The sequence below is a fragment of the Stenotrophomonas sp. A3_2 genome, from assembly GCF_036624925.1.
Classification (GTDB): Bacteria; Pseudomonadota; Gammaproteobacteria; order Xanthomonadales; family Xanthomonadaceae; genus Stenotrophomonas; species Stenotrophomonas hibiscicola.
In genome coordinates this window covers 260,874-287,344 of the sequence record NZ_JAZKVY010000358.1, presented here as the reverse complement: position 1 = coordinate 287,344, position 26,471 = coordinate 260,874, and the positions used below count along the sequence as shown (strand labels likewise).

The following is a 26,471-nucleotide window of genomic DNA, read 5'->3' as shown; positions in this document are numbered from 1 at the left end:
TCGTCATCAGTAGACCCCTATGCGCGCAGCGCGGAATACGAGGCGCGCCTTCAACCCAATCGCCCAGGACAAAACAATAGCTCCTGCAACGAGGGTCCCATCGGCCAAATCCAGGGGAGGCAGAATTGGCTGGTGGTATGGCATCCAGATCGGCACCGAACACGTGCCGTCCTGCTGCACGTTCTCAGCAGCACAGCCGACCACGTATAGAGGTGCCGGATCGGACATGGTTTAGACCTTGGCTGCGGGCTTGGCCGACAGAGGAATCAGGTCGACGTAGCGCTTCAGCACCAGATCACCGTACTGGCTCAGTGCGAAGGACTGCGGGTCGATGTCGTACTCACCCGGGGTGTACGGTGGGCGCGAGCCGAGGCCGACACGGAAAGGCAGTTCGAAACCGTTGCCCAGGTCGAGGCCAACGGTCTGCGAACGATTGATGGTGTTGGTCTTGCTGTTGTGCCGTTCTTCGACGGCAGCGGACTTCACGCGGCAGATAGGCATAGTTCTTCTCTCACATAGCGATGGAGTGGTTCACCCTTGGAAATGCCGCGAAAACGTCCGGGGTGACCGTCACGGACGACGCGGGCCAGCAGGAAGTCGGTGAACGAATCACCGAACGCTCCATGCAGAACACTGAGGGCCGGGCCTACCTGACGCTCCATCCAGAGCACCATTGCCTCGGCGGAAACTTCGACGTGCTTGCGGATCGTGCGCAGCCGAGTGCACACGCCCTTGATGAGGTCCTGCAAAGCACTGTACGAACCGCGCAGGTATGCGCCGGGGTTCAACAGCACATCCAGCGGGATTTCCATGTGCTTGCCGTACAGGCGCACTTCCGCACGCACCCAGCGCGAGGACGGGAGGCCTTCGGCCTTGCCCTTTTCATACACGCACAGTTCCTTGTGGCCTTTGCCACCGACGTACAGCGTGCAGCCGGTGTTGTGGCCTTCATCGGAAATGAAGCGATGACGCGGGGGGCAACCGCCCTCGGTAAAGCCGCCCTGAGCGGCAACCTCGCGGAGCGCATGAACGTCCAGGCGTTCGCCTTCGTAGTCGTCGTGCGCGCAGTCAACGCGGGTAATCTTCGCGTCCAACATGGCGCACTGCTTGTAGACGCGGGCCCAGTCACGAATCCACTTGCAGCCCATGCCGGTCAGGCTCAGGCACACGGTGCTTTTCTTGCCCCCGATACCGACACGGCCAACAACCTCATTTTCCCGGTCGATCAGCACCGCCGACTGCTCGTAGAAGTTCCAGTTCTTCTCGCGGATCGCACCGGCAACGACTTCGCCACGGAAGCCGAAGATGCGGAACAGCAAGAGGTCCAGCTTCTTACAGTTCACTTCTTCAAGGGCGGAGAGCGGGACCACAATGGTCAGGTAGTCGATGATTGCGTCTTGCTGACCCTTTTGGCCCGTGTTACTCCCCGGGCCAATCTCCGCCGCCGCCCACTGCCCCTTTTCACCGGGCGAAAGCGGGGAAAAGCCCCCTGCCCCGCCCTCTACAGCCATCCTGAAGCGAGCGCGATCAACGGCCATCGGATCGCTCCTTGCCGAGCTTCCACAGGCGGCGAAGCCCCAGCCATGCCTGCTCGATCACGATGGAGAGCAATGCCAGTCCCAGCCAAACGGCGATGAGCGCGGCGCAGCCCGCAAGGCCCATATCGAACTCGGCAAGCTCGGCGAACGAGGGGAATCTGCTCATGCCGCACGCCCCCTGTGGCGCTGGTAGAACTCTTCGTCCTGAGCGGTCCAGTCCGTGGCGGCAAGTTCGACCCGCGCCTGGGCGACGATGGCCGCTTCGCGTGCACTGCGACGGGCAGACTCCCCGCGCCGGTCGAGCCACCACGAAACGAGTTTGGCGCCACCAATCGAAACGGCCACGATGGCCGCCAGCAGCACGAAGGCAATGAACGAATCGATCATCCCAACCCCCTGCCCCAAGCCCCAAGAGAACCCGCCAGCGGCCTTGGGGTGCCGGTGGCGGGAGTGTCAAGGATTCCTCGACACCGGGGCGAACTGTAAAGTACCCCTGTACACCCCTGTCAAGTAGGTATCGACAATGAGCGCCAGCTACGACCTGTTCTGCCGGTGGAAGCACGTGCAGAAGATCCAGAGCGACAACGCTGGTGCGCTGGCATTGGGCGTGTCCCGGGCGACCGTTTCCCTCTGGAAACAAGGGAAAAACGCGGAAATCCACTACATCGAGCGGATGGCGGTGGACATTGGTGACAGCCCGGAAATGTGGTCGGCTGTCGTGATGGCTGAGCGGAGCAATTCCGAGGACGAAAAGGCCGCGTGGCGCCGAATTGCGCAGAAACTCGCCACGGTGGCCATGGCGCTATGCCTCTTCGTGGGTACCGCCCTGCCCCGTGATGTGCAGGCTATGCCGCAGGCTGGTAATGCCTTGCACGATATACATTATGCGAAATCCAGTATCCACCGAATCTGGGCTTTTGTTGGTTCCGCATGGCAATGGCTGAGCCTCTGGTGACTGCCACAACGGAAACGCCCCAGATCCCACAGCTGTCCGCCCGTATTTCCCCACAAGGACGCCCGCGATTTCCAGATCTCCCCCAAAGATGCCCTTGATTCCTGGATCCGCACCTAAGACGCCCTCGATTTCTGGCTCCACATCCAGCTCGCCCTTGAGTTCCCAACTGCGCACCTGATCGGTCAGAGCTTGTCGCCTGCACTTCCCAGTTCCGCCAGTCGCGACATTGGTCGCAAGAACAATTAGACGAGATCTCGGGCCTGAACGTGCGAACAGTTCAGCGGGTTGAGCAGGACTACAACACCGCGACTTCCCTGGGTGACGCGCCACGCCCCGCTCCACCTGCTCAAGCGCGTCGCTCGCCCCCTGACCAAGCTTTGACCTTAACTGGGCGTCGGTGACTCCCTCCCGTTCTGGTCGGCATCTGGGCCTTGTAGCGGCTCAAGCGCTGAGCTATAACGCCTTAGCCAGTCGCTATAAAGCGCCGGTGTTGTGCCCGCATAGCCAATAGGCTCCGGGTGCCCGAGGTCCACCCAATGGGGGCACGGGAATCCTTCGATTCCGGAGCCATCCATGACCGCCAAACGCCGCAGATCCCTTCGCACTTCTGCCTTCTACGCCCAATCGGGCCGTTGCTTCTATTGCGGCCTGCCGATGTGGCTCACTGCACCCTCAGAGCTCGGGCTGAAGGCCAGTAAGGCCCGAGCCTTTCAATGCACCGCCGAGCACCTGGTGGCCCAACAGGACGGGGGCAGAGACGTGTCCGGGAACGTGGTGGCCGCGCATAGCCGGTGCAACCAGGGGAGGCACCAGCGGAAGGGACCAGCCCCTTCCGCTGAAGCGTTCCGGGCGCTGGTTCAGACGCGGCTGGCAATGGGGAGATGGTGGTCCCGACTGCCATCAGGGATTGCACGTGCTTCCGTATGGCCAATTGAATTGAATCTTTGCAAGGAATCGGCAGCTGCTTGCCTGATTCGCTAGTCCACACTAGTGGCGCCCGGTTGCGGTGCTAGAACGGCGAGTCTGCTGCGAAATGGTCGCGCATTGGGCCTAACAAGGTCTGCGACCCTGTCAACACGTCCGAGAATTCCACCTGTCGCCACCTTCTCGTTCCAATATCGTTCCATCCACTCGGCTTTATCCAGGATCTTACCCGGAGCGCCTAGCAGCCTCTTGGCGATGAAATGCCGGATGAGAGCGGCCTGGCTATCGAGAATCACGACGCCCGCCCTTGGATTAGAGTCATAAGCGCTGTACGAGATCAGATAGTGGACATAGTGGCGGTCTGGCTCTTCGTCATCCCACGTCAACAGGTTGCTTAACCCCGCAGCGCGAGCATCCGATCGCACCTCTTCGCTCACGAGCACCATGGGATTGCGTGCTTCCTTACATTCCATGCGATAGGCGTCCAGCATCGCCGGTCCGAAGATCATCTGAGAATCATGATGAATGCTTCCAACTGTGAGCCCTCCACGTATCAATATATCAACCACTAGCAGGTTCTCGGCCAACATTCTGATGCAGCTCAGGATGTCGGCAAGGCCAGCAGGAGAGCGGCTGCTTGATATGACGATGCAGTCGCTGAAGTAAGTGAACAAAAGTCCTGTTGCTGGGTTGCAGCACGCTGTGTTCTTTAGTCTGTCGATGGCCTCTGCTATTTCATCAAGCTTGCTCATGTCGGCTGCCGACTCTTGGACAAGTGCGGAGAACCCGAGCATGTCGATGAAGGCGACGTACTTATCTTGGTAGAGCATGAAGAACTCCTTAGATGGTCGTGCCCATGGTGCCGAGGGCGGTTCCATTTGACCAGCGGGTGCGGGGCACGTCATAGGCCATGGAGCAATGTCAGCGACCTGGCTCGCGCACTAGTCTCGCAGAGGCTTGTTACGGCGCATCTTCGCATCGGATAGAAGCGAGCGAACGAGAGAGTTGAAGTCCATCCTGGCCCTAAAAGTTTCCTTCACCCTTGGTTAAACGAATGTCCGCTTTCGGTCAGAAGCGGACCAAAGTAGCCGGTGCTCTTCGCAGCCCGTACGCGACTTGGAGTCATATCATCAATCTGTATCAGGGCTCAGACCTAAGTGCCTGATGGTCCAATTCAGCGACACTATCCAGCTTCGGCGTCATCGCACACTTCGGGATACAGCCAGCGCGATCCGCTTATGGAACCAAACCGCACTGTGCCTTACTCTTAAGGAACATTGCCAACGGCAACCTTCGGCAATTGAATTTAGAGAATCCGGGCGGTTCATCCCGCGCGGCCCGTTAATGTCTACAGCTGTGGAGTTGTGAATGGCAGAAGATCAAGGTGGTGAAGAGGTAATTAGGGAGATAGGGAAGGCGCTAGCCCTTGCGTCTGAGCTTGATCCACAAATTGTTAGATCGCTTCGCTCCGCGATTGTTCAGGCGATGTCTGATTACGAGGACGACACGAATGCACAAGCTGCAGCCGCACTTGCGGCGGTTCTCGATTTTAGACCTGTGACGACCCAAGACGCCCTCTCGCAAACCTTGGGTGAGATCGGGAAGCTGGTCGAAGGTCTCACCGGACTGGAGGACGTTCATTACACTGTTGAGACACCAGAAGGTCGCCGAGTTCGCTCAATCCGGTCACATCTACCAACTGTATCACCCCAGCGTTTGACGGATCACGAGCAGGCAGATCTTGAGGCCTATATCGCTCGATATCTGCCACCGGACGACCCTCGCGAGGAACACGCGCCACGAGGACCGCGACTGTGACGATCAGTAAGTTAGCAATCCTCAACGCTGTGAAAGCAGCCATTTCGCGTGCTAAGGCGAGCGGGTCTCCCTACGCGCAAGGAAAGGCTTACGAACTTCGGGTGCTGCTTAGGCTTCTGCGAATCATCGATAGTGCGGGCTACAAGCTCACGTGTATCCCCAAGATGGCAGGCGTCCTGACGTTTGGAGGATCTCCATGCAAAGCAAACCATCCGGATCACGATTACATCAGTGGATCTACGTCTACTGAGAAGCTCGAGATTAGGATTTCAGTGCAGGTCACCACACTAAGCCATAGCTGGAAAGGCACGACGGTGGTCAAAGCGGCTGACCGTCACGAGATTGACGTCGGTGTATATCGTCCGATTAAGACCCGTCGCTATCCCGCATTTACGGAGTTACTTCTTGGGGTCTCGTGCAAGACTGGCGGCTGGAACAAGGCGTACGTCCGCGAGGCGCTAGGTATGCGTAGGGAGCTAGGATTCCTCACATCACCTAGGACGAGCTTGACGAGCTCAGCTCCGTGGTTCATCGCAACAGTTCCCTGCGATCCTCCGGTTCCCTTTGCCTTGTACGCGACCAACGCTGGGTCCGCCGTGTATGCGTCGTTGGCAGCTTTGGGGCTCTACGTCGAGCACTACAAGGGGTAGCGGAAACAGGCTTTGGAGTACGGATCAACTCAGGTGTGTCGAGAACGATGCCCGCTTTGGGTCGAAGGCGGATGCCATCACCGGGCCGGTCGCCGCCCAATGTCCGCTTCCGGCCAGAAGCGGACATCCACCCTGCCCTCGATAAACATCCCAAATCCACGGACGACCTTGGTCTGCTTTGGCCTTCTGCCTTAGGGCCAGACCTGAACTTCGATTTCAGCCCCTAGCGTATTTGACTCCCGCGACCTAGATCTCTCCTAGATCCTTGAGCAGGGCTTGCCCCTTCTGCAGAAACCCAACTAGCAGTCGACCTCCTGCTACTTTCCGGCCCAATTGCCCATTGAGGTAGCTGACCTGGAGACGCGCATGGGCCAGCAGATCCACCTGGGCCATGCTAGGGGTCGCGGCCTGGAGCGGTTCGCCCGGCGACGCCATCTGCCCCCCGATCGGCTGGACAACGCAAGGGCGCCGGCTGTCACTCTTCGCATACGCCGTGGCCATCATCCGGCCGTTCTTCAACGACCATCCACCAAGCACCAACTCGGTCCCGAGTTGCTCGATCGGCAATCCCGCTTCGCTAACCGCTTTCTCAAAGTTCGGCCAGAGTTGGTCCACCACCAGCCCTAGCTCGGCAGATAGCTGTTCTATTGTGAAATCTGCGCGGAAGCTGGCCTGCAGTGCAAGCTCGTAGATGCGGAGGAAGAATTGCGTAGACCCGCGCGCAGCAAGCACTACGTTGTGCTGAGGGATCAGCAGCAGCTTTGCCCCCGCGGAATACGCCCCTGTGAGAGCATCCTCTGCCAGGGTATCCGCTGCGACGACGAGGTGGTCACGAGTGAGGAGAACGTTGAGGATGCTCATTGCGGGATCGTCTAGACGTTTGCAGACTATCGCCTTCCCCTCCCCTCCTGTCCAGACTGCTATGGCCTCCGCGATCACACAAATTCTTGGTCGCCCCAATGCTTGCGAGAACGCACTTGAGATACGCCGCGGCTACCTCAAGGCGATGGAAGATGCGCTGCGGGTTTCGCTTCTGATCCACCAAGATCCAAGGCTTCTGTTCGACACGTGGGCCAGACTGCTCCCCTTGATCGCTCAAAGCCACGAGAGTGACGGCAGCCAGCCATTTGCGACCGGGATCGTCCGCTCGCGCGATCATGGATCCCGGCGGTTGGCTGGCTGAGCGTATGGTTGCAATATAGGAAGCAATCGCGCGCGGACCAGAACGCTGTTCATCGCAGACATTCTTAGGGTGCCATTGCAGAGATTTCAGCTTTTGAGGAATAAAATTTCAGTGCAAGACGGTCCATTGCAGAAAAATTTGACTTGCGACTGACGCAACGCAGAAATTGCTGATGCACGGATGATGCAATGCAGAGATTACCGGCTAACAGATGCTGCAGCCCAGCCGGCCAACTGAGGGCTTTGCCCGATGGACGAGCCGTTACTCTTGCCTGCAGATCACGATTCTAGGATGACTTGTGCCTCAATCGGCTGACCAGGATCGGGCGTCTGTGCTGGAGGGCTCCTTAGAGCTCTTGGGTGAAATTCGAGCCGCTTGGATGGAGATAGAGCATGGACGTGACCGAAGATCGACGGCGGTGGCGGCACTTTGCCAGATGTCCCTTGATCACGCCGTGGCAGTACAGTCCCTGATCGCTACTCTGCCCCAGTCAGCAATCTCGCTGGTCCGGTCCCAGTATGAGGCCCTCGTGCGTGCAACCTGGGCATGTTATGCAGCTACCGACACCGACATCGAGAAGCTTCTTGCGCCCCTGACTCTGGAGAGTCAGCAAGCGGCAAAGAGGCTCCCTGGCGTTCAGGACATGCTCGTAAAGCTTGAGTCCTCTGGGCCCCGAGGAGCATCACAGTTGTTGGGCAGAGCCAGACAATGCCTTTATGTCGGCTTGAACTCCTATCTCCATGCCGGGATTCACCCCTTGGCAAGGCAGTTAAATGGCTACCCGGGCGCGCTTCTGGCGGGGGTGGCCATGAACAGCAATGCGCTTGCCATGCTAACCCTTCTGAATCTGGCGCACCTGTGGCCAGGCGAACCAGTTCTGGCATGGATGAATGCACTGCATCATCAATTTGGGGGTGTTTTGCCAGAGTTGGAGCCATTGACCCCCCATCAGCCCTCGCCATAGAGCTGTCCCGGATCGCCTGCGCGTCTAGGGTGGGGTCTGTGGTGAGTGACTAGGCAGTTGGGCCTCGCCCCCCTCTGGGGGCACGGGGAGAACATCACGGGCGCATAAGCAGTTGCCCCGGATTTCTCGTTGGGGCAAGTCCTGGCAGTTGATCTGTGTCGGGGGCCTGTCGGGCGACTGTCATGTTTCCAAGTTCGGCACCCTCCTAATCTGGGCTCCCTACCCCTCCGGAGTTATCTTCTATGACCACCAAGACCCCGCCTCGCCTGCTTACCGCTGCTGAGGTTGGCGCCTGCATTCGCCAGTTCCGCCAGTTGCGTCATTGGTCGCAAGAACAATTGGCCGAGATCTCGGGCCTGAACGTGCGAACAGTTCAGCGGGTTGAGCAGGGTGACTCGGCCAGTTTCGACACCCGTCGCGCACTGGCGCGCGCCTTCGATTTCAATGACATCGATGCACTCAACAAGCCTTTCTCGCTGCCGACAGACGAGGAACTGCAGGCGGCGCAAGCGCAGTTTGAGCGCGACTACATCACCCTGGCGGTGTCCCCGCTTGCTGCTGGGCGCGAGCTGGCCAGCCTGATCGTTTCGTGCGACATGGATCTGTCCGAACCGGCTTTCGAGCTGTCGCGCGAGGCGGCGAGCGAGTTTGCTGCACTGGTCGACTACTACCGTGAGTATCGCGACTGCCAAGACCTGTATTCAGAAGTCGACAAGCTAGACATCTACGACGGGCTGCAGCAGCGCATTGAGGTCCTGCGGGAACTGGGAGTATCACTGTCGCACGGTCAGCGTAAGGTCGTCATTCGGATGGGCTCAGGTATGCCGATGGATGCCACGGTCCTGTACGTCGTGGCGTTTCGCCTCGGCCACGAGTGCAGTCAGATCGTAACTCCTAAGGCAGCACGCATCGGCTGAGTCAGCATTCATTAGATCGATAGTGGTGGCGATACATCTGACAGATGTCTATTGATCGCGCCGTCGCAGTACAGTCCCTGGAGGTTGCCCTGCCTTAGTCAGCGATAGCGCTGGTCCGGCCCCAGCACAAGACCCTGATTCGTGCGACAGCAAGGTTCTTAGCTTTCGAGGCAGCGAATTTTTGATGTGCCCTGAACCCTCGCGAAGATCCACTATGGAGACGCCGTCGATTTCTGGATCCAGACCTAAGAAGCCCTCGAGTTCTGGATCCACAGGCAACTCGTCCTTGAGTTCCTGACTGCGCACCTGAGTGGTCAAGCTCCGCCCGGGTGAAGGCTCTGCGCCCAGTACTCTAGGAACTCCTCTTGAGCAATCGTTTCGATTGCGCCTGGCCTGGCATGCCGCACCATGTGGATGGCATCCGATGCCCGCTTGGCCTCGCCAGACTGCAGCAAAAGCATGGCAGCGACCGTTCCCGCGCGTCCCAACCCCCCCTTGCAGTGGACCACGATCCTTTGACCGCTCAGCATGTCAGCGACGAGCTCAGCACTTAGCTGTAGCCAATCTTTGAGGAGTCTGTCGTCTGGTGCGGCTCCATCAGTGATTGGCAGTCCATGCCAAGAGATGCCCTTCCCCGCCACTATCGCCGGTAAGCTCTCGATTCGAAGGTCCTTGAGCTCCCAAGGCTCAAGCAAGGTGACTAGGTGAGTGGCACCCCAGTCCTGAATAGCCGAGACGTCCACATCTAGGTCTCTCGCCCATGCTCCAGTCATGGCGACTTCCTGGTACTTGCCTGGCGCAAATGTCACCCCTATGCCGCCTCCATGGGCTCCAACAGGCAACTCTGCAATCAGTAACGGGTGGCTAGCGCTGGTGCGCATCATTTCGGCTCTCCCAACATGCGGTAACGTTCTGCGTCGTGCGCCGGGGCGCTCCCCGCTCATTCGCTGCACGGCTAGGATATCGGATGTTCAGATATCGTTGAACTGGAGAGAACACCTAAGGGTCAATATCGGAAAGTCAGATAGACAGTCTGTGGGCAGGTTGATATCCTGACAACTGGTATCGCGATTTGAGGGCTGTGTGGCCTATGTCGTTAGCCAACCGACCCTCATCGCGCCCTGGCCAGAACTGGACAATTTCGTTCGTTCAATAGGTCCCTTTCTTGCGTGCGCGTGGTGCGCGCTAGAGCGCTCAAGAACGGCTAGTTCGCCGGTAGCTGCTGAGGGGTTGGCCTCGCAGGCACTTGACACGCTTGCGACGCTGCGCGTCCTCCATCGCGAACCAGTCGAATGTTCTCGGCTTGCCGCAAGATCTCTGTATGAGCCCCTGGCTTGGTCCTACAAATCTCCGTGGTCTCGCAGTGACTTGAACCTTGAGTCGGCATTGACCCGGTCGCTCACCCAGTGGGCGGCTGAGTGCACGCCCAGTGCGAGGCGGAATCTCGGAATTTCACTGGCATCCACCGAAGCTCGAGCGTACTTGGCAAACCTTCTGCGGAAGCATCGGTTGGACCCGAAGCTAGGCGACGGGCTTCAGTCGATTGGATCGCCTGAATGGAATGCGCTCAGCTTGGGGCGTAAGCGCTACGTGCTGTGGGCGAGCATGCGAAATTCTGCCTCGGAGTTCATACAAAGCGGTTTGGATGAGCATGCCGCGAGGCGAGCACTTGATCGCGAGATAAAACGCAGATGCATCTGGTTAGCTGGACGCGAGCAAGCTGGAACCCTCGCCCGGAAGGATTTTTGCTTCTTGCCTGGTCAGGGTTGGCGTCAGCCGTTGATCCTGGACGTTGCAATGGAGACTTTCCTGCCGCTGGGCATGGCGTACTGGCTGGAACCTAGCGGCAGTTGGCAGCTTTAGCTTCTAGTCTGAGTAGACCGACCAGCTGCCACGGGTCCATGAGATGGTTTGAGGGGGCTCAGGACTCTATCGCGGTAAACGCCCCCCCAGGTCTATATCGACGGTTCTCCAACGAAGCGCTGGACCTTGGTTGACCGGCGAGCCTGTGGCCCATTGGACGCTGGCCAAGAGATGGCCCTCTAGTACTCGTTCAGTCGCTTACGGATTGCCTCGATGGCATCGTCCAGTCCCGCGTCGTCCTCGGGGTAAGGAGAACAAAACAGTTGAACCGGGACCCAGCAATGTTCCTGTCCCGGTTGTACATAGGGGGCGTAATCATCTAGTAGCCATGCAGAGCCGATGGGCTGGGAAACGTTGGCAAGATCCTTCGTCGGCCCAGTCCAGTCTATGTATGGCAAGCGGGCAAACCAACCCGGGGCCGCTCCTTCGCAAGCCAATAGGTCGGCAATCTCGCGAAATCTAGGCTCCGGAACTGTGGTGAAGATGACTAGACCCTCAAAGAGCGACTTTGCCGACTCCAGAAATTCGTAGAGGCCCGGGCGCGGGATCTGGCTTACAGCGTTGGAAATCAGCGTTCCTTCTAAGTCCAAGGCGAGGATGGACGGGCGCATTGTGTAATGGTCCTCTTTGGCGGGGGTGAACGTCGGTACCGCTACCAAGCCCCGCCGGAGGGTGATCCGCCGGCGGGGCTTGGTAGCATCAGACATCTTCGAACTCGCTCGCTTGCTTGAGTTGGTTCTCAAGGAAATCAATGCGCTTCTGAAGATCGGCACTTAGATAGGCTTTGTCCGTAAAGTCCATTGCTGTCTCAGGGATCATCTCCAGCTCGACGCGTGTGGATGTAGCTTGACGAATCGCCAAGGTGGTCCAGGCCTTATCGCCCTTGACGAATCCGACAGTGAATCGAGCCGTAACATGGTGTTCGGGCTTGAGGCCTTCGATGGAACGGAAATCGCTGCGCACCTTCGACGTGGCTACAGGCTGTACATCGCCATTGATGTACAGCGCCGCATTCCAGCTCGCTTCGCTCAATGGCAGTGTTGAGCGGTTGATGATGCGGGCGGTGATGACTGGCTTGGGCCCAAAGAAGCTGTTTTCCATCCGGAACTCTGGATCAACCGCACTGACCCTCTTTAGCTCGGCGATAGTAGGAAGTTGATCGTTGGCCTCCTGTCGTAGCGCTTCTATCTCCTTGGGATTGCTATCCCTGATGTGCTTAACCTGCCCTCTCACCACCTGCCTTACGGAAGCGTTTGGGTAGGTCTGGTTCAGTTTTTCAAGAAGGTCGGCAGGGATTCGTGAGAAAAACAGCCGAATCGTCTCTAACACCATGATTCAACGAGGAAACACCCCTCGACGTCAGGCAGTTCGTGGATTACAGACCTAGGCTTGATTGAACCAGAAGCCGCGTGACACAGGCATTCCTGGAGTACTGCTCAGGCACGCGTGCCCTTCTTGAATATTGGATTCAAGAGTTTCCACGCTCCTGACCCAACGGAAACCTTCAAGAAGGCTCTGACCGTCGCCTGATCCATTGCAGTAGTTCCTCGTGCGGGATCGTACGTCCAGCGTCGACGTCGGCCATACCCTCGCGGGTCCGCCGTTCCTTCTCTTCCTCGGTCAATCCCGGAAGGAGTGCTAGTAGCTTATCTTCAGGGCTCATAGGCCGATGAGCTGTGCTCAAGTTGGCTTGATTCTCGTGAAAAAATATGGGCAGGATCTGGGGATCATCCAAGCCCGCCGGCAAAGGCAGCGATACGTCGTGGACCGCCAAGTCGATGATGACGTCCAAATCTGAGCATAAGGGCTGTATGGCGGTGGTCACCAGACGAGCCGCCCGCTCGGCGAAAGCCAGGTCCACCACCAGCCAGATCAACAGACCGGGAGGCTGTTCGACGCCCCCTGACGAGTGAGTTTCCAGGAGATAGGCCGACGAGACGAAGTCGGCGTGCTCAAGGCTGCCGCTGATGGCCGGAGCGAGCCAAGCCGGCGCGGCCTGGGCAGGTCTCACCGCGAACTCCGCCGGCGCCAGACGTTCCACCCTGGCCAGAAAGCCCGTATCCAACAATGTCGCAACCTCTTCCGGGTACAGGACAACGCCGCCGTAGTTGGGATTGAGCATCAACGTCGCGCCGCGAGTACCGGTTAGCAGCTCACGGCCTGAAACTCCCAGAATTCTGACAGCAGACGAGCTGGCCGCCTGCGCCTTGTCGAGCGAGGTAAAGAAAGGGATCGCATCGAAACCGTCAGGATGGCGGAACTGGACCAGCCGCAGTGTCTGCGCGTCGTCCGAGATGGGCGCATGCACGTACACGATCGCATCCATCAGTCGCTTGAAGAATGCGCGTTCCTCGGCCGCACTGTCGCGGGCCCGTTCAAAGGAAGCCTCCAGCGCTGTCTCCGCAGACGTAGTCCCTCTTCCACGCGGCCTGCTCGGTTGCTTCATGGTCAGATGCGATGAGGGCCAAGCGGGTACCCGGAGAACCAATCCGCCTCGATCTCGCTGCTCAGGTAGGGTCGTACGAAGGCCGACTGGGTCAGCGCTCGCAGCCGCTCTTCGTGCTCAGCAATCGCCTCGATGTCGCTGACGGTTGGATAGTGCCGCAGCAGTCGATATGCCTCTTGCCGCACCTCTTTAGGCACGGCTTGGCTGGCCGCTAGCTGCCTGAGGAACGCGCCCGCCTGCAGCACATTGCGGGTGCGCTCAGATGGCATCGTCATGACATCAAGAATGACTAGCACTAAGGAATGCTTAGCTTATCGCGTTTGTGGCCGGCCAGGGCACGGTGCAACTACAGACCTTGCGATTCCTGTATTAATGTAATATAATCAATAACTTAATTCGCATAAGTGAGCGTTATGTCCATGGAGTGAGGGCCAATAGGAACGAGCAGGTAGCCTGAGCCTTCCCATGATGGGAAGGTCAACAACGCGGGACGGATTACCACTCAACTTGCCTGTCGTTTGACCTTCCCACCGTGGGAAGGCTCATCGTCACGCCGTCGGCAAACCGCCGATGCTTTTGGAGGGTTGTCCATGAATCTCGTTGTTGAAGGTATGACCTGTGGTCACTGTGTCCGAACGGTCACCCAAGCCATTCAGGCCCTTGACCCCCACGCCCAGGTGGACGTCGATCTGGGCAGTGGCGTGGTCAAGATCGAGGGCCTGCTTGCCGTAGAACAGGCGGTTGAGGCTATCCAGCGGCAAGGCTATGTGATCGCTGCGGTGCTCCCTTCTGAGGCTGGTACGCCGGCCGCCCCGGCCGTCGCATCCTCCTGCTGCGGCGGATGCCACCGCTGAGTCCGCGCGAGGGCTTGATCCTGATCAATGACAGTCGGCCCCAAGAGGGCTAGACTGGCCATCATGAGAGCTCGCACGTCCCCTGCCCTGATCTGCCCAGCGTCCGCAGGCGCTGCTTCGGGCGTGCGGGAGCTGTCATGGTGAGGCTGCTGAGGCGATGGCGGCGACCCCGTTCTCGTGCCCGACTGGCATGGCTGGGACTGTGGGCGCTGCTGCTGCAGCAACTCGCGCTGGTGGCTTACGCCTGTCCGCTGGAATCGGTGGAAGCTGGACAAGCGACCCTGATGGTCGGTTGCGAAGAGATGTCCACGCCGGATCCCGATGCTCCGGCGTTGTGCGACCAGCATTGCCAGCGCGATCACATCGCCACGGCCGATGCGAAGGCCCCTCAAGTGCCTTACCAGCCCGCGCTGGCCGCCTTCGCGCTGGTGCAGGCTCTGTTGCCACCGGTACACGCGCAGTTGTATCGGGATGTTCCGGTGTGCGTGTCCGATCCGCCTCCCCTGCAGCGCTTCTGTAGCCTGCTGATTTAAGCCCCCTCCTGGATTGACCCGTGCTCGTGCTGCATGCGTTGCAGCGCGCTCGTTGTCGTTTCCCGGAGGTCTTATGGAGATGTCTTTCTTCTTGCGTGCAAGGCGCAAGATGGCGTGTGGGTTCGTGTTTGCCCTGGCGCTCAGTGGTCCTGTGCTGGCGGCATCGCCCGCTATCCCGATCAGCTACACAGAAGCCCTACAACGGGCGCTTGCTAACGCCCCAACCCTGCAGGTGCGCCGATCGCAGATCGATGCCAGTACCGAAGAAGCCACGCGTGCTGGCGCGCTTCCCGACCCACGTTTGATCGTGGGGCTGGCGAACTGGCCCGTCAGCGGACCCGATGCCTTCAGCTTGCGGGCCGATGAGATGACCACCCAGCAAATCGGTCTGATGCAGGAGTTTCCTGCGCGTGCGAAACGACGTGCCGAGCACGCGTTGGCGCAAGCGACGCTGGCGCAAGCGCGCTCACTGTCGATGGCCGAACAGCAGATGGTGGCCCAAGCGGCCGCGCTGGCCTGGATCGAGCTGTGGAGTACGCAGCAAGCCGTAGATGCGTTGGAAGGTCTGCGCGAGCCGGCCCGTATAGCCGAGCGTGCGGCGCGTGCTCGCTTGGCAGGCGGCACGGCCGGGGCCAGTGATGTGCTTGCCGCCCAGGCCGCCCTACTGCAGTTGGACAATCGCCTGGAGCAGGTACATGCGGAGCACGCCGCCGCGCAGGCCGGCCTGGCGCGGTGGTTGGGTATTGCACCAGAGGCGATCTTGGCCAGTGGTGCGGCACCGGATTTTTCGCAGTTGCCATTGGAGCCCACCCAACTGCTGGCCAAACTGGACCAACACACGCCACTACTGGGCTGGGAGGCACGCGAGAGCTTAGCCCAGGCCCAGGTGGATGCGGCCGTGGCCGAAACCCGCCCGGATTGGAGTGTGGAGCTCACCTACGGACGTCGCGAGCGCGCACCCGACGGCATGGCGCGCAGCGACATGCTCATGGTGGAAGTGGGTGTGGGCCTGCCGCTGTTCCAGAAGAACCGCCAAGCACGAGGCATCGCGGCACGGCGGGCCGAGCTGGAGGCGGTGTCCGCAGAGCGCGATGAGGCCCGGCGCATCCAAGCCGAGTCGGTGCAACGCGCGATAGCGCGATGGCGCGGGTTAACCGGCCAGTTGGAGCGCCAGAACACGCAGAGCCTGCCTTTGGCGCGCGATCGTGCACGCACGGCGTTGGCCGCCTACGGCGCCGGTGCCGACCTGCAGCCGTGGCTGGAAGCGCGGCGCGATGAGATCGAATTGCACCTGGAGAACGCCCGTCTGCTGGGCGAACAGGGCCGTGCCTGGGCGGCACTGGCCTATCTGCTACCCCATGAGGAGAACACGCCATGAGCCCGACCAAGACGCGTCTCACACAGCTCGCCGTGGCCCTCGGGTTGCTGGCGCTCGGCTTTGCCGGCGGCTACGCCTGGATGACTCGAACCTCTGATACCACCCCGCCCCCCGGCACGAGCGTCGCAGATCAAGCACGCAAGGTGCTGTACTGGTACGACCCCATGGCGCCGGAGCAGCGATTCGACAAGCCGGGCAAATCTCCGTTCATGGATATGGAGTTGCTGCCCAAATACGCAGATGAGGCCATAGGGGGCGGAACGCAGATCGATCCGCGCCTGCAGCAGAACGTGGGCATACGCACTCAGGAAGTGACGGTAGAGTTACTAGGGACTGCCGTACGCGTGCCGGGCACACTGACGTGGGATCTGACCCAGGAAAGCGTGATCAGTGCGCGCATGGAAGGCTTGATCACCCACGTGCAGGTAAAGGCGCCGTTTACCGAGGTTCGTCGTGGTCAAACGCTGGCCACCGTGCAGGCCCCGGCATGGAACGCGGCCATCGCCGAAGCACATGCCCTGAGCCAAGCTCAGTCCGCGGGCGCGCGTGAGCTGCAGGGTGCGGCGCAACAACGGTTGCGTTCGTTGGGTGTTCCTTCTGGCGCCTCGGCCAGAAGTGGCGTCGTGCTTAGCGCAGACCACAGTGGTGTCGTGACCGAGATCCTGGCACGCGAGGGACAGACGGTGATGCCCGGTACGCCACTGTTCAAGATCAATGGGCTGGACACGTTGTGGCTGGAGGCCTCGGTACCCCAGGCAGCGCTGGGCACCTTGCGGCCGGGGACCTCAGTGCAGGCCACGGTCAGTGCCTGGCCGGCAGAGCGCTTTGCCGGACAGATCCAGGCGTTGCTTCCCCAGGTCGACATGGCTAGTCGCACGCAGCGGGCGCGAATTGTGCTGCGCAACCCGCAGCGTCGGCTGGTGCCGGGCATGTTCGCCGAGGTTCTGGTGCAGCCCGACGCCGAGCAGGCCCTGCCAGTCGTTCCCACGGAGGCGCTGATCGCCACCGGGCGGGACAGCCGGGTCATCGTGCAGGATCCGGACGGGAGCTTCCGGCCAGTGCGGGTGAGTGTGGGACGTAGCGTGCAAGGGCGCACGCAGATCGTGGCAGGCTTGGCCGGTGGTGAACGCGTGGTCGTCTCGGGTCAGTTCTTGCTCGACTCCGAAGCCAGTCTCTCCGGTGCGTTGGAGCGCCTGGGTGCTGCACAACCGACACGCCCTGCCAGCGCATCAGGTGTGCACGAGCGCCATGACGCCGGGCACGAACCACGCACTGTCGTGCCGTCACCGTCCAGACAGCCGGCGCCTGTCGCGCCAGACACCTCCACCTCTACGCCGCCGCGCTGCCCGGTGCAGTACTGGTATGACCCGATGGTGCCGGAGAAGCATTTCGACAAGCCGGGCAAGTCACCGTTCATGGATATGCAGTTGGTACCCAAGTTCGGCCCCGCCGCAGCCGCTGATTGCCAGGCAAGCGAGGTCATGTCCGAAGCGATGGAGGGCACACCATGATCGCGCGCCTGATCCATGCTTGCATCGCCAATCGCGTGCTGGTGCTGGTTGCCGCCGCGCTGCTGGCGGTGGTCGGTATCTGGTCGGTAAAGAACACGCCGCTGGATGCGCTGCCGGACCTGTCCGATACCCAGGTCATCATCCGCACGCAATGGGCGGGGCAAACCCCGCGCATCATCGAAGACCAGGTCACCTACCCGTTGGCCACCACGATGTTGTCCGTGCCGGGCGTGAAGGCGGTACGCGGCTTCTCCTTCTTCGGTGATTCATTCGTCTACATCCTGTTTGACGATGCCACTGATCTTTACTGGGCGCGCTCTCGAGTGCTCGAGTACTTGAGCCAGGTACGCGATCGACTTCCGCCGAATGTGAATCCGGCGCTGGGTCCTGATGCGACAGGACTGGGCTGGATCTACCAGTACGCCTTGGTGGATCGGACAGGTCAACGTGATGTGGGGCAGCTGCGTGCGTTGCAGGACTGGTTTCTTCGTTATGAGCTAAAAACCGTGCCGGACGTGGCTGAAGTAGCCAGTGTGGGCGGTGCGGTGCGCGCCTGGCAGATCCAGCCCGATCCGCAGGCGTTGGCGGCCCGTGGACTGACGGTGGCCGAGCTCATCGAGGCGGTGGATGCGGCCAACGGCGCTACCGGGGGCTCGGTGATCGAACAAGGCGAAGCCGAACTGATGGTGCGCAGCGAAGGCTACCTGCGCACACAGGAGGCGTTCGAACAGGTGCCGGTAACCGGCAACGACGGCATCCCCGTCCTGCTCGGCGAGGTGGCCACGATCAGTCGCGGGCCGGTCTTCCGTCGTGGTATCGCAGAGTTGGATGGTCAAGGTGAGGTGGCCGGCGGCGTGATCGTCCTGCGGACCGGCAAGGATGCCTTGGGGGCCATTCGGAACGTCAAAGCGCGACTGCAGGCGTTGCAATCCAGCTTGCCCGAGGGCGTGGAAGTGGTGCCGGTGTACGACCGCTCCGAGCTGATCCAGGATGCGGTACGCAACCTCACCCACAAGCTTGGCGAAGAGTTTCTGGTCGTAGCGCTGGTATGCCTGCTGTTCCTGTGGCACCTACGCTCGGCGTTGGTGGCCGTCATCACCCTGCCTTTGGGTATCCTGGCGGCCTTCATCGTGATGCACGCCCAGGGGATCTCCGCCAACTTGCTGTCATTAGGCGGCATCGCCATCGCCATTGGTGCGATGGTCGATGCAGCGGTGGTGATGATCGAAAATGCACACAAGCATCTGGAGCACTGGCGGGAGGCGCACGGCCGGGAACCTCAGGGTGAGGAGCGCTGGCAGCTGATGGCCCGCTCGGCGGCCGAGGTCGGACCGGCCCTGTTCGCCAGCTTGCTGGTCATCACCCTGTCTTTCGTGCCGGTTTTTGCCCTGCAGGCGCAGGAAGGGCGATTGTTCTCGCCTCTGGCCTACACCAAGACCTACGCGATGGCCGCCGCAGCAGGGTTGTCGGTGACCTTGATCCCCGTCTTGATGGGCTACCTGATCCGCGGCCGCATCCGCCCGGAACAGCAGAACCCCATCAATCGCATCCTGATCGCTGGCTATCGGCCCATCCTGCTGTGGGTCCTCAAACATCCCGGTGTCACCTTGCTGCTCAGCGGCCTGCTGCTAGTGCTCACCTTGATCCCCTTTAGCCGGTTGGGCAGTGAGTTCATGCCGCCCTTGGAAGAAGGCAGCCTGTTGTACATGCCCACGGCCCTGCCCGGCCTGTCCGCCGACAAGGCCCGTCAGTTGCTCCAGCTCTCGGGCCGGATGATCAAGACCGTACCGGAGGTTGAGCACGTGTTCGGCAAGGCGGGCCGTGCCGAAAGTGCGACCGATCCGGCACCGATCGAAATGTTTGAGACCACCGTGACCTTCAAGCCGCGGGATCAATGGCGCCCGGGCATGACCCCCCAGAAGCTACGCCAGGAGTTGGACGCAGCGGTCAAGATTCCCGGTCTGACCAACCTATGGGTCCCGCCCATTCGCAATCGCATCGATATGTTGGCCACCGGCATCAAGAGCCCGATTGGGATCAAGGTCTCCGGACCCGATGTGGAGCAGATCGAGCGCCTGAGCCAGCAGATCGAGCAGGTGGCCAAGACTGTGCCCGGCGTGAGTTCGGCACTGGCCGAACGCGTCACGGGTGGGCGCTATGTCGATGTACAGGTGCGCCCGGAAATCGCTGCACGTTACGGATTCACTCAAGGCCAACTCCAGCAACTGATTGCCACGGTCGTTGGCGGTGATCCAATCGGGGAAACGATCGAGGGGCGCGAACGCTATCCCATCGTCTTGCGCTACCCCCGTGGCCAGCGTGACTCGTTGCAGGCCTTGCAGGATCTGCCGCTGATCGCGCCAGGCGGTGTGCAACTGACCTTGAGCCAGGTGGCGGAGCTGTCAATCAGCCCAGGCCCGCCGATGCTCAAGAGCGATAACGGCCGGTTGGTGGGCTACATCTACGTGGATGTGGCCGATCGCGACTTGGGATCGGTGGTCCAGGAACTGCAAGCCGCGGTGCAGACCCAGGTGAGTTTGCCTGCCGGCTATGGTCTGGCGTGGTCGGGGCAGTACGAGTATCTGCAACGGGCTTTGGCACGCCTGCAATGGGTGGTGCCCGCGGCGTTGGCGATCATCTTCCTGGTCATCTGGATGGTATTTCGCCGGCTTAGCGATGTATCCATCATCCTGCTCAGCTTGCCCTTGGCGTTGGTGGGCGGTTTCTGGTTGATCTGGGGGCTGGGCCATGCGATTTCGGTGGCCAGCATGATCGGATTCATCGCCCTGGGCGGCGTTGCGGCTGAGTTCGGCGTCATCATGCTGCTGTACCTGCGTCATGCCTGGGAGCAGCGCTTGGCCAGCGGTGCGCCGGAAGATGTGTCTACCCTGCAAGAGGCTATCTACGAAGGCGCCGTGCAACGGGTGCGCCCGAAGGCGATGACGGTAGCCGTCATCCTGGCCGGGTTGTTTCCGCTTTTCGTCGGTGCCGGTGCCGGCTCGGAGGTCATGCAACGTATCGCCGCGCCGATGCTGGGTGGCATGCTCACCGCACCGGTGCTCTCTATGGTGGTGATTCCCGCAGCGTTCTATCTAGTGCGGCGACGTGGATTGCGCGCGGCGCGGGGCGACCAATGAGAGACAGACTGAGCACTTGAGGTAAGTCCCCACAAAAAGACGCCAGTCATGGAAGAAGTCATGACTGGCGTCAAAGGGGAGAGTACCGCCTACATGCTTACTTATCAGTGCCCGGCGTGCGGGGAAATCTCAAAGCTCAGCGACGCCCGATCCGACACAAAATCCAAACCCTTTTGTGTAGAGGGCACCATGTGATTGGTGTGGATGTACCAGGTCTTGGCGGTGGTCACCTGGAAACTGGCTTGGCCTTGGGCATCGGTGCGCAGGAGCGTAGCGCTACCGTGCCCACCCTTGACCGGTGCGTCAGCACGATGACCGACGTACACGCGTAGGTTGGGCACTGGCGTGCCCTGCTGCAGCACCTGGAACGACAGCTGTTCGCCGACCTTCACGCTTCCAGGATTGCGGGCCAAGCGGATCTCCAGCGGATAGCCCAGCGAGGCAGCGAAATCGTCGGTCAGTTTTGTGCCCACCTGTCCAATGGTACGAGCATGCTTGGTATAGCTATAGGTGACCCCTTTGGGAAACTTGCTCGCATCATAGGTGGCCAGGGTATCGGGCAAGTCTTCCAACTCCAGGTACTTGCCGAACTCGCTGGCCGTACGCGTGCTGGTGGAGGCCATCGTCGAGACCCCCAGCAGATAGGTGCCCTCGCCCGCCGGATGCACGGTGAGCTGGCTCTGCTTGCCGACCTCTTTCCAACTGGCCAAGTCCGGTGCAGTCTTAGCGCCGCCCTGACTCAGCGAAACGTCCTGTAGACGCGCTCGGGTGACTGCACCTGCACTTTCATCGAAGGTGCCATTGTTCACCAACGCTGTGTTCGCCTCGCCCGCTGCGGTGCCAGGCTTGGAGAAAGCGACAAACAGGTCGTGCGCACCGGCACTGCCGGCCACAGCGAACAGCAGTAGTGTGGCGGATAGTTGCGTGTTTCTCATGATGTGTAGCTCCTCGTGATCGTGGCTTACCAGTGGTAACCAAAGCGGACATTCCAGCGACGACCCAGCAAGTCGTACGTCATGGTGTCGGTGTCGGTGTTGGGGTTGTTCTTCACGAACGGCGCCTTCTTATCGAGCACTTTTTCAACGCCGGCGGAGATATCCCACTTCTTCTTGATGCCGTAGCTCAGTTGCAGGCTGTGGTACACCACGCTGGACACATGCGAGCCGATCGTGTCGGGCACGGCGATGATGTCGTCCGCGCTGCCGATGTACTGCGCCGAATAGACGCCGGTCCAACGGTTCTTGCCCATACGCAGTGAGCCCAAGCCACGCCACTGGGTGTAGCTACCCAAGCCGCTGGTGATCTTGCCGGCGTACTCAATGGTGGTGGCCCCGGGCGTGAGCGCCCCCAACCCACGCGGGGTGAGTCTGGAGGTCCTGGAAGCCCTGCTGGATCTGGTCATGGCCTCGGGCAAGGTACGTGTGGTCGACGTGGCGGAACTGTGTCCGCCCCTGGATCCGGATCAAGCCACCGCACGTGTGGCCGCGCGTTTGATCCACCGAATGGTCAGTGCGCAGGCTCAGTGAAGTGATATCGGCTGGCAAAAGGCAGTGAGCTAATGGGAACGCTCAGCCAGCAACTGCTTCATTTGCGCGATCTCCTGTGTCTGCGAGGTAATAATGTCCTGGCAGAGCTTCACCAACTCAGGATCCTTCAGACGATTCTCCTCACACATCAGGATGGCGCCAGCGTGGTGGGGAATCATCGAACGGATGAACTGTTTGTCAGTGACCGCTGCTTGAGTGCGAATGCCCCACCAGCAGAACAGCATGAACGCCACCGTCAGACCAGCCAGAATCAGATTGCGTCGGCGATCGGGGTACATGCTGGACATTAGCCACAGCTCGATCAGCAGCATGGGAGCGGCCATCAGGCCCGCCATGTAGAACTGGTTCACGTTGTTATAGACGTTAGCCCACTGATCGACCATTGCGTACATCAATGCGTACATGGCCACGAAAGACAGGCCCATCATCAACAACAGGCGGCCGTAATGGCCTTGATGCCCTTGTTGTGCCTGGTGGGCAGGTTGGTGTGAGGCGTGCGGTTTTGCGTGCTGGGACTGCGGGTCTTGCGCGTTTTCGTGCGTACCGTGCGAAGAGGACATAACAATCTCCGTGGGAATGGCAGAACGGCGGAAGAACCCGCGAACTGTTGGAACAGCTCCCGGGCTGAGAACACTTACATACCCTTGCCGGCAGCGAATTCCTGCGGGCTCAGCTTGCCATCTTTGTTGCTATCGAGCATGCCAAAGTGCGGCGCCAGCTTGTGCTTGGCCAGTTCTTCCTTGGACAGCGAGCCGTCCTTGTTGGCATCGAGCTTGGTGAAATCGGCATCGGCCGCCGCCGGCTTGTGCTGACCGTGGTCGGTGGTGGGCGTGGTGGTCTGGCCGCCGGCGAAGGCCGCGCCCGCCATCAGGAACAAGGCCATCATCGAGAGGGAGGCATAACGCTTCATTGCAGTACTCCTTGTGGGATATGAGCCATCAGTGACAGGAATGGCCGCGCGCAGGCTCATCGGCGCGGTCAGGGTGGGGGGTGGCAACAACGGTGGAGCCGGACAAACGCAGGGCATTGGTGACCACCGAAACCGAGCTCAGGCTCATGGCCAGGGCCGCCATCATCGGACTGAGCAAAAGGCCGAAGCTGGGATACAGCAAGCCGGCGGCGATAGGCACGCCGATGGCGTTGTAGACGAAGGCGAAGCCCAGGTTCTGCTTCATATTGGCCACCGTCAAAGACGAGATGGCACGGGCTTGCACGATGCGCCTCAAATCACCCTTGACCAGGGTGAGCTGGGCGCTGGACATGGCCACATCCGTGCCCGTCCCCATCGCGATGCCCACATCGGCTGCCGCCAGGGCCGGCGCATCGTTGATGCCATCGCCAGCCATGGCCACGCGACGACCCTGGGCTTTGAGTTGCTGGACCAGGTCGGCCTTGTCCTGCGGCTTGACGCCACCACGCACATCCTCGATGCCCAGCGTGCGCCCCACGGCCTCGGCCGTCGCCTGTGCGTCACCGGAGGCCATCACCACGTGCAGGCCATCGGCACGTAGCAGGTTCAAGGCAGGCAAGGTCGTGGCTTTGATGGGATCAGCCACCGCAATGGCGCCGGCCAACCGACCATTGACCGCCAGGAACATCACGCTAGCGCCTTCTTTCCGAAGACGCTCGGCGCTGCTTTGCAAAGGTGCTACATCGGCGCCAACCGACGCCATCAGGCTTTGGTTGCCGAGCACGACATCCTGATCGGACACGCGCCCGCGGACGCCTTGGCCGGTGAGCGAATCAAAATCTTGGGCGGCCACCAGGTTCAAGCCACGTCGCTGGGCTTCAGCCACGATGGCCTCGGCCAAGGGGTGCTCACTGCCCTGCTCCAAGCTGCCGGCCAAACAAAGGATCTGATCGGCGTCGAAGCCGGCGTTGGAGAGCGTGTCGCGAAAGGCTGGACGCCCCTCGGTCAACGTACCGGTCTTGTCCACGATCAACGTGTCGATCAGACGTAGCTGCTCGATCGCCTGAGCATCGCGGAACAGGACCCCGACCTGCGCAGCGCGGCCAGTGGCGACCATGATCGACATGGGGGTAGCCAAACCCAAGGCACACGGGCAAGCAATGATCAGAACCGATACGGCATTGAGGACGGCAAAGGTCCAGGACGGTTCGGGTCCAAACAGACCCCATCCGAAGAACGTGAGCACCGCCGTGGCCAGCACGGCCAGGACAAACCAGTACGCCACCTTGTCCGCCATACGCTGCATCGGCGCGCGGGAGCGCTGGGCTTGGGCTACCAACTGCACAATCTGCGCCAGTACCGTCCCGGATCCGACTTTGTCCGCCCGGATGACTAAGGCGCCCGTCCCGTTGAGCGTGGCGCCTATAACGTGATCACCGACAGCCTTCTCCACCGGAATGGGTTCACCGGTCAGCATCGACTCATCGACACTGGCGCGGCCTTCGATGACTTCCCCATCGACCGGCACCTTCTCGCCCGGTCGTACGCGAAGCAGATCACCCACGTGCACGTGATCCAGCGCAACGTCCTCTTCGCCCCCATCGGGTTTGACGCGGCGAGCCGTCTTGGGCGCCAATCCCAGCAGGGACTTGATGGCCGCCGAGGTTTTGGAACGCGCCCGCAGTTCCAGCAGCTGTCCGAGCAGGGTGAGCGAGACGATGACCGCTGCCGCCTCGAAGTAGACCCCTACCCGTCCATGCTCGCGGAAAGAGTCCGGAAACAGGTCCGGTGCCACGGTGGCCACCACGCTGTAGCCAAACGCGGCGGCCACGCCGATGCCGATCAGCGTCCACATGTTGGGGCTGCGATTGCCGATGGACTGTAGGCAGCGCTCAAAGAAAGGCCACCCCGCCCAGAGCACCACCGGGGCGCTCAGCACGAGCTCAATCCAGGTGCGCGCCTGCGTGGACAAGCCGGGCAGACGGTGTCCCAGCATGGCCAAGACCAGGACGATCAACGTCAAAGGCAACGTCCACCAGAACCTTCGGGTGAAATCGCGTAACTCTGGATTGTCGTCCTCCTCCAGCGAGGGCATCTCCGGCTCCAGCGCCATGCCGCAGATCGGACAGGTGCCGGGACCTGGCTGACGAATCTGCGGATGCATCGGGCAGGTGTAGACCGTGGCGTGGGTACCGCTGGGTTGGGCCACCGCTGCTGGGGCGGTCACTTCAACTTGCTGGGGAGCATCGTCCGTATAGCGGACGGGATTGATGATGACCCGTCCATCCGCAGCCTCGACAGGGGCTGCGCCTGCAGAATGGTGATGGTCATGGGACGACGGTGAGTTCATGCCGATGCTCGCTTTAGTGGGGATGGACTGCCAAGGCAGTGTGCCATTGCGGGTTACACAGCTATTCGGGGCTGAGCGTCCCGAGCACTGAAACAACAATCAGGATCAAGATGGCCAGCGCGGCCTCAGCCGTAACACTCTGCCGCAAAGCCCGCACCTCCTGCGCGGGATCTCCGCTGGTCAGCGCTCGTTCCAAGCGCGGCACCAGCGTCCATCGGTGCAGCGCTCCCAAACCCAGCATTCCAGCGAACAGGGCCAGTTTGAAAAGCAGCAACTTCCCGTAGGTGCTCTGGAACAGGGCCGAAAACGACCACGCGGTGAGATCCCCGTAGTGCGCGATGCCGGACACGATGAGCGCACCAACGAAGATCGTTCCCAGCGTCGAAAAACCATGCAGAAAGTCATGCGTTGATCGCAGACGCCCGCTGCCGTTCGTCTCTTTGCCGCGCAGCAGCATGGCAAGGAACATCAGGACCGCTGCGATCCAGCCGCCTGCCGCGAGAAGATGGACGATGCCTGCAGCAAGCCGGACCGCGCCTGCCAAGCCCTCGCCAGCGGCGGCGTGGCCGTTCCATGCCAGCGAAGCGAGTGCGCCGCCCGCCAGCATCGCCCCCAGCGGGAAGGCGGTCTCCACCTTCCCGCGGCGACGATGCCATCCGAGCACGAACATCAGGGCGACCAGCAGCGCGCCTCTCGCCATGGCTGCCCGGCCCGCGGACGTCTCGAGCAGATACCAGCCAAGCGATGCGCGATCAACCTCGGCAAGCGGCATTCCCATGATGCCCGCGGTCTTGAAGACGACATCGAGCCCGGTGAGCACGAGACCGGCTACGGCACCCGCCAATAGAACGCCCATGAGTGACCACCCGGCCAAGGCGTCGGCGAGTGCCGATCGACGCGACCCGTACCAACCGAAGAGTGGAACCCCGAAAAGAACCATGATGACAAGGTATTCCAAGAATCTCAGTGCATAAGCCGACAGGTCGAACATTC

General features: G+C 60.8%; 29 protein-coding genes and 1 pseudogene. 13 read left to right on the top strand and 17 right to left on the bottom strand.

Features of this window, described 5'->3' with window-relative positions:
* Positions 1-231 precede the first annotated feature (231 nt).
* Genes R5H29_RS20560 through R5H29_RS20545 form a run of 4 tightly spaced genes read right to left on the bottom strand, consistent with a single transcriptional unit; the run spans position 232 to position 1,925 of the window.
* Positions 232-501 carry a single-stranded DNA-binding protein gene (locus R5H29_RS20560; RefSeq protein ID WP_332329741.1) on the bottom strand — a complete coding sequence of 90 codons (270 nt, stop codon included), beginning with the start codon at positions 499-501 and terminating at the stop codon, positions 232-234.
* On the bottom strand, positions 483-1,538 hold the full coding sequence (locus R5H29_RS20555; RefSeq protein WP_332329740.1) for a replication initiation factor domain-containing protein: 1,056 nt from the start codon (positions 1,536-1,538) through the stop codon (positions 483-485). Before R5H29_RS20555 ends, R5H29_RS20560 begins: the two co-directional genes overlap by 19 nt.
* Positions 1,528-1,704 (bottom strand): hypothetical protein, encoded by a 177-nt coding sequence (locus tag R5H29_RS20550; protein ID WP_164171563.1) that lies wholly within the window; start codon positions 1,702-1,704, stop codon positions 1,528-1,530. Before R5H29_RS20550 ends, R5H29_RS20555 begins: the two co-directional genes overlap by 11 nt.
* On the bottom strand, positions 1,701-1,925 hold the full coding sequence (locus R5H29_RS20545; RefSeq protein ID WP_332329739.1) for a hypothetical protein: 225 nt from the start codon (positions 1,923-1,925) through the stop codon (positions 1,701-1,703). The genes R5H29_RS20550 and R5H29_RS20545 overlap by 4 nt, the downstream gene beginning before the upstream one ends.
* Positions 1,926-2,061: 136 nt before the next feature.
* On the opposite strand from R5H29_RS20545, the gene R5H29_RS20540 reads away from it, so the two are divergent.
* From R5H29_RS20540 to R5H29_RS23030, 3 genes and pseudogenes are all read left to right on the top strand, one after another.
* Positions 2,062-2,493: a DUF3693 domain-containing protein gene (locus tag R5H29_RS20540; RefSeq protein WP_332329738.1), complete on the top strand. Its 432-nt coding sequence runs from the start codon at positions 2,062-2,064 to the stop codon at positions 2,491-2,493.
* Between the two features lie 218 nt (positions 2,494-2,711).
* Positions 2,712-2,894: pseudogene (locus tag R5H29_RS20535) on the top strand (hypothetical protein); the annotation flags it as partial.
* 172 nt (positions 2,895-3,066) lie between these two features.
* On the top strand, positions 3,067-3,474 hold the full coding sequence (locus R5H29_RS23030; protein WP_349675278.1) for an HNH endonuclease: 408 nt from the start codon (positions 3,067-3,069) through the stop codon (positions 3,472-3,474).
* On the opposite strand, the gene R5H29_RS20530 is transcribed toward R5H29_RS23030, so the two are convergent.
* Positions 3,471-4,247: a hypothetical protein gene (locus R5H29_RS20530; protein WP_032966761.1), complete on the bottom strand. Its 777-nt coding sequence runs from the start codon at positions 4,245-4,247 to the stop codon at positions 3,471-3,473. The genes R5H29_RS23030 and R5H29_RS20530 overlap by 4 nt on opposite strands.
* Positions 4,248-4,785: 538 nt before the next feature.
* On the opposite strand from R5H29_RS20530, the gene R5H29_RS20525 reads away from it, so the two are divergent.
* Positions 4,786-5,235 carry a hypothetical protein gene (locus tag R5H29_RS20525; RefSeq protein WP_141653545.1) on the top strand — a complete coding sequence of 150 codons (450 nt, stop codon included), beginning with the start codon at positions 4,786-4,788 and terminating at the stop codon, positions 5,233-5,235.
* 896 nt (positions 5,236-6,131) lie between these two features.
* On the opposite strand, the gene R5H29_RS20520 is transcribed toward R5H29_RS20525, so the two are convergent.
* Positions 6,132-6,746, bottom strand: a complete 615-nt coding sequence (locus R5H29_RS20520; protein WP_033835133.1) for a hypothetical protein — start codon at positions 6,744-6,746, stop codon at positions 6,132-6,134.
* Positions 6,747-6,807: 61 nt separating this feature from the next.
* Between R5H29_RS20520 and R5H29_RS20515 the strand changes: the two genes are divergently transcribed.
* From R5H29_RS20515 to R5H29_RS20510, 3 genes are all read left to right on the top strand, one after another.
* Positions 6,808-7,068 (top strand): hypothetical protein, encoded by a 261-nt coding sequence (locus R5H29_RS20515; RefSeq protein WP_049401600.1) that lies wholly within the window; start codon positions 6,808-6,810, stop codon positions 7,066-7,068.
* Positions 7,069-7,447: 379 nt separating this feature from the next.
* A complete protein-coding gene (locus R5H29_RS23025; RefSeq protein ID WP_407073562.1) occupies positions 7,448-8,032 on the top strand; it encodes a DUF6988 family protein in 585 nt (194 codons plus the stop codon).
* A 242-nt stretch (positions 8,033-8,274) separates the two neighbouring features.
* Positions 8,275-8,949, top strand: coding sequence for a helix-turn-helix domain-containing protein (locus R5H29_RS20510; RefSeq protein ID WP_005413401.1), 675 nt, complete (start codon positions 8,275-8,277; stop codon positions 8,947-8,949).
* Positions 8,950-9,263: 314 nt separating this feature from the next.
* Here R5H29_RS20510 and R5H29_RS20505 read toward each other — a convergent pair whose 3' ends face one another.
* The 5 genes from R5H29_RS20505 to R5H29_RS20485 all read right to left on the bottom strand — a co-directional run bounded on the left by R5H29_RS20505 (position 9,264) and on the right by R5H29_RS20485 (position 13,554).
* Positions 9,264-9,722: a cyclin-dependent kinase inhibitor 3 family protein gene (locus R5H29_RS20505; RefSeq protein WP_021201830.1), complete on the bottom strand. Its 459-nt coding sequence runs from the start codon at positions 9,720-9,722 to the stop codon at positions 9,264-9,266.
* A 1,269-nt stretch (positions 9,723-10,991) separates the two neighbouring features.
* Entirely contained in the window at positions 10,992-11,423 is a 432-nt protein-coding gene (locus R5H29_RS20500) for an NIF family HAD-type phosphatase (RefSeq protein ID WP_031269101.1), read from the bottom strand.
* Between the two features lie 88 nt (positions 11,424-11,511).
* Complete coding sequence (locus tag R5H29_RS20495) at positions 11,512-12,141, bottom strand: hypothetical protein (protein WP_136191796.1); 630 nt, start codon at positions 12,139-12,141, stop codon at positions 11,512-11,514.
* A gap of 175 nt (positions 12,142-12,316) precedes the next feature.
* Positions 12,317-13,258, bottom strand: a complete 942-nt coding sequence (locus R5H29_RS20490) for an SseB family protein (protein ID WP_049401588.1) — start codon at positions 13,256-13,258, stop codon at positions 12,317-12,319.
* 2 nt (positions 13,259-13,260) lie between these two features.
* Entirely contained in the window at positions 13,261-13,554 is a 294-nt protein-coding gene (locus tag R5H29_RS20485) for a BPSL0761 family protein (RefSeq protein ID WP_223224794.1), read from the bottom strand.
* 294 nt (positions 13,555-13,848) lie between these two features.
* On the opposite strand from R5H29_RS20485, the gene R5H29_RS20480 reads away from it, so the two are divergent.
* The 5 genes from R5H29_RS20480 to R5H29_RS20460 all read left to right on the top strand — a co-directional run bounded on the left by R5H29_RS20480 (position 13,849) and on the right by R5H29_RS20460 (position 20,671).
* Positions 13,849-14,112 carry a heavy-metal-associated domain-containing protein gene (locus R5H29_RS20480; RefSeq protein ID WP_021201833.1) on the top strand — a complete coding sequence of 88 codons (264 nt, stop codon included), beginning with the start codon at positions 13,849-13,851 and terminating at the stop codon, positions 14,110-14,112.
* A gap of 233 nt (positions 14,113-14,345) precedes the next feature.
* Positions 14,346-14,645 carry a hypothetical protein gene (locus R5H29_RS20475; RefSeq protein WP_232017559.1) on the top strand — a complete coding sequence of 100 codons (300 nt, stop codon included), beginning with the start codon at positions 14,346-14,348 and terminating at the stop codon, positions 14,643-14,645.
* Positions 14,646-14,718: 73 nt separating this feature from the next.
* Positions 14,719-16,023 (top strand): TolC family protein, encoded by a 1,305-nt coding sequence (locus tag R5H29_RS20470; protein WP_172958416.1) that lies wholly within the window; start codon positions 14,719-14,721, stop codon positions 16,021-16,023.
* Positions 16,020-17,534: an efflux RND transporter periplasmic adaptor subunit gene (locus R5H29_RS20465; protein WP_005413406.1), complete on the top strand. Its 1,515-nt coding sequence runs from the start codon at positions 16,020-16,022 to the stop codon at positions 17,532-17,534. The genes R5H29_RS20470 and R5H29_RS20465 overlap by 4 nt, the downstream gene beginning before the upstream one ends.
* Positions 17,531-20,671, top strand: a complete 3,141-nt coding sequence (locus R5H29_RS20460; protein WP_033835136.1) for an efflux RND transporter permease subunit — start codon at positions 17,531-17,533, stop codon at positions 20,669-20,671. The genes R5H29_RS20465 and R5H29_RS20460 overlap by 4 nt, the downstream gene beginning before the upstream one ends.
* A 104-nt stretch (positions 20,672-20,775) precedes the next feature.
* Here the strand turns inward: R5H29_RS20460 and R5H29_RS20455 are convergent, their stop codons facing one another.
* Together R5H29_RS20455 and R5H29_RS20450 are read right to left on the bottom strand one after the other, a co-directional pair.
* Positions 20,776-21,606: a DUF4198 domain-containing protein gene (locus R5H29_RS20455; RefSeq protein ID WP_033835137.1), complete on the bottom strand. Its 831-nt coding sequence runs from the start codon at positions 21,604-21,606 to the stop codon at positions 20,776-20,778.
* Positions 21,607-21,632: 26 nt separating this feature from the next.
* Positions 21,633-21,962 carry a TonB-dependent receptor gene (locus tag R5H29_RS20450; RefSeq protein ID WP_223025135.1) on the bottom strand — a complete coding sequence of 110 codons (330 nt, stop codon included), beginning with the start codon at positions 21,960-21,962 and terminating at the stop codon, positions 21,633-21,635.
* A 46-nt stretch (positions 21,963-22,008) separates the two neighbouring features.
* On the opposite strand from R5H29_RS20450, the gene R5H29_RS20445 reads away from it, so the two are divergent.
* The gene (locus R5H29_RS20445) at positions 22,009-22,197 is read left to right on the top strand and encodes an arginase family protein (RefSeq protein ID WP_187756563.1); all 189 of its coding nucleotides are present in this window, start codon (positions 22,009-22,011) and stop codon (positions 22,195-22,197) included.
* Between the two features lie 29 nt (positions 22,198-22,226).
* On the opposite strand, the gene R5H29_RS20440 is transcribed toward R5H29_RS20445, so the two are convergent.
* From R5H29_RS20440 to copD, 4 genes are all read right to left on the bottom strand, one after another.
* Positions 22,227-22,778, bottom strand: coding sequence for a DUF305 domain-containing protein (locus tag R5H29_RS20440; RefSeq protein ID WP_031269107.1), 552 nt, complete (start codon positions 22,776-22,778; stop codon positions 22,227-22,229).
* 74 nt (positions 22,779-22,852) lie between these two features.
* Positions 22,853-23,128 (bottom strand): hypothetical protein, encoded by a 276-nt coding sequence (locus tag R5H29_RS20435; protein ID WP_005413412.1) that lies wholly within the window; start codon positions 23,126-23,128, stop codon positions 22,853-22,855.
* 28 nt (positions 23,129-23,156) lie between these two features.
* Positions 23,157-25,478 (bottom strand): copper-translocating P-type ATPase, encoded by a 2,322-nt coding sequence (locus R5H29_RS20430; RefSeq protein ID WP_332329737.1) that lies wholly within the window; start codon positions 25,476-25,478, stop codon positions 23,157-23,159.
* Between the two features lie 61 nt (positions 25,479-25,539).
* Positions 25,540-26,469: a copper homeostasis membrane protein CopD gene (gene copD / locus R5H29_RS20425; RefSeq protein ID WP_017354978.1), complete on the bottom strand. Its 930-nt coding sequence runs from the start codon at positions 26,467-26,469 to the stop codon at positions 25,540-25,542.
* Positions 26,470-26,471: the final 2 nt, after the last annotated feature.

Bases quoted from the DNA above. Each gene is read 5' to 3' on its own strand.
- R5H29_RS20560 (WP_332329741.1), bottom strand. From the start codon at position 501: ATGCCTATCTGCCGCGTGAAGTCCGCTGCCGTCGAAGAACGGCACAAC.
- R5H29_RS20555 (WP_332329740.1), bottom strand. From the start codon at position 1,538: ATGGCCGTTGATCGCGCTCGCTTCAGGATGGCTGTAGAGGGCGGGGCA.
- R5H29_RS20550 (WP_164171563.1), bottom strand. From the start codon at position 1,704: ATGAGCAGATTCCCCTCGTTCGCCGAGCTTGCCGAGTTCGATATGGGC.
- R5H29_RS20545 (WP_332329739.1), bottom strand. From the start codon at position 1,925: ATGATCGATTCGTTCATTGCCTTCGTGCTGCTGGCGGCCATCGTGGCC.
- R5H29_RS20540 (WP_332329738.1), top strand. From the start codon at position 2,062: ATGAGCGCCAGCTACGACCTGTTCTGCCGGTGGAAGCACGTGCAGAAG.
- R5H29_RS23030 (WP_349675278.1), top strand. From the start codon at position 3,067: ATGACCGCCAAACGCCGCAGATCCCTTCGCACTTCTGCCTTCTACGCC.
- R5H29_RS20530 (WP_032966761.1), bottom strand. From the start codon at position 4,247: ATGCTCTACCAAGATAAGTACGTCGCCTTCATCGACATGCTCGGGTTC.
- R5H29_RS20525 (WP_141653545.1), top strand. From the start codon at position 4,786: ATGGCAGAAGATCAAGGTGGTGAAGAGGTAATTAGGGAGATAGGGAAG.
- R5H29_RS20520 (WP_033835133.1), bottom strand. From the start codon at position 6,746: ATGAGCATCCTCAACGTTCTCCTCACTCGTGACCACCTCGTCGTCGCA.
- R5H29_RS20515 (WP_049401600.1), top strand. From the start codon at position 6,808: ATGGCCTCCGCGATCACACAAATTCTTGGTCGCCCCAATGCTTGCGAG.
- R5H29_RS23025 (WP_407073562.1), top strand. From the start codon at position 7,448: ATGGAGATAGAGCATGGACGTGACCGAAGATCGACGGCGGTGGCGGCA.
- R5H29_RS20510 (WP_005413401.1), top strand. From the start codon at position 8,275: ATGACCACCAAGACCCCGCCTCGCCTGCTTACCGCTGCTGAGGTTGGC.
- R5H29_RS20505 (WP_021201830.1), bottom strand. From the start codon at position 9,722: ATGACTGGAGCATGGGCGAGAGACCTAGATGTGGACGTCTCGGCTATT.
- R5H29_RS20500 (WP_031269101.1), bottom strand. From the start codon at position 11,423: ATGCGCCCGTCCATCCTCGCCTTGGACTTAGAAGGAACGCTGATTTCC.
- R5H29_RS20490 (WP_049401588.1), bottom strand. From the start codon at position 13,258: ATGAAGCAACCGAGCAGGCCGCGTGGAAGAGGGACTACGTCTGCGGAG.
- R5H29_RS20480 (WP_021201833.1), top strand. From the start codon at position 13,849: ATGAATCTCGTTGTTGAAGGTATGACCTGTGGTCACTGTGTCCGAACG.
- R5H29_RS20470 (WP_172958416.1), top strand. From the start codon at position 14,719: ATGGAGATGTCTTTCTTCTTGCGTGCAAGGCGCAAGATGGCGTGTGGG.
- R5H29_RS20465 (WP_005413406.1), top strand. From the start codon at position 16,020: ATGAGCCCGACCAAGACGCGTCTCACACAGCTCGCCGTGGCCCTCGGG.
- R5H29_RS20460 (WP_033835136.1), top strand. From the start codon at position 17,531: ATGATCGCGCGCCTGATCCATGCTTGCATCGCCAATCGCGTGCTGGTG.
- R5H29_RS20455 (WP_033835137.1), bottom strand. From the start codon at position 21,606: ATGAGAAACACGCAACTATCCGCCACACTACTGCTGTTCGCTGTGGCC.
- R5H29_RS20440 (WP_031269107.1), bottom strand. From the start codon at position 22,778: ATGTCCTCTTCGCACGGTACGCACGAAAACGCGCAAGACCCGCAGTCC.
- R5H29_RS20435 (WP_005413412.1), bottom strand. From the start codon at position 23,128: ATGAAGCGTTATGCCTCCCTCTCGATGATGGCCTTGTTCCTGATGGCG.
- R5H29_RS20430 (WP_332329737.1), bottom strand. From the start codon at position 25,478: ATGAACTCACCGTCGTCCCATGACCATCACCATTCTGCAGGCGCAGCC.
- copD (WP_017354978.1), bottom strand. From the start codon at position 26,469: ATGTTCGACCTGTCGGCTTATGCACTGAGATTCTTGGAATACCTTGTC.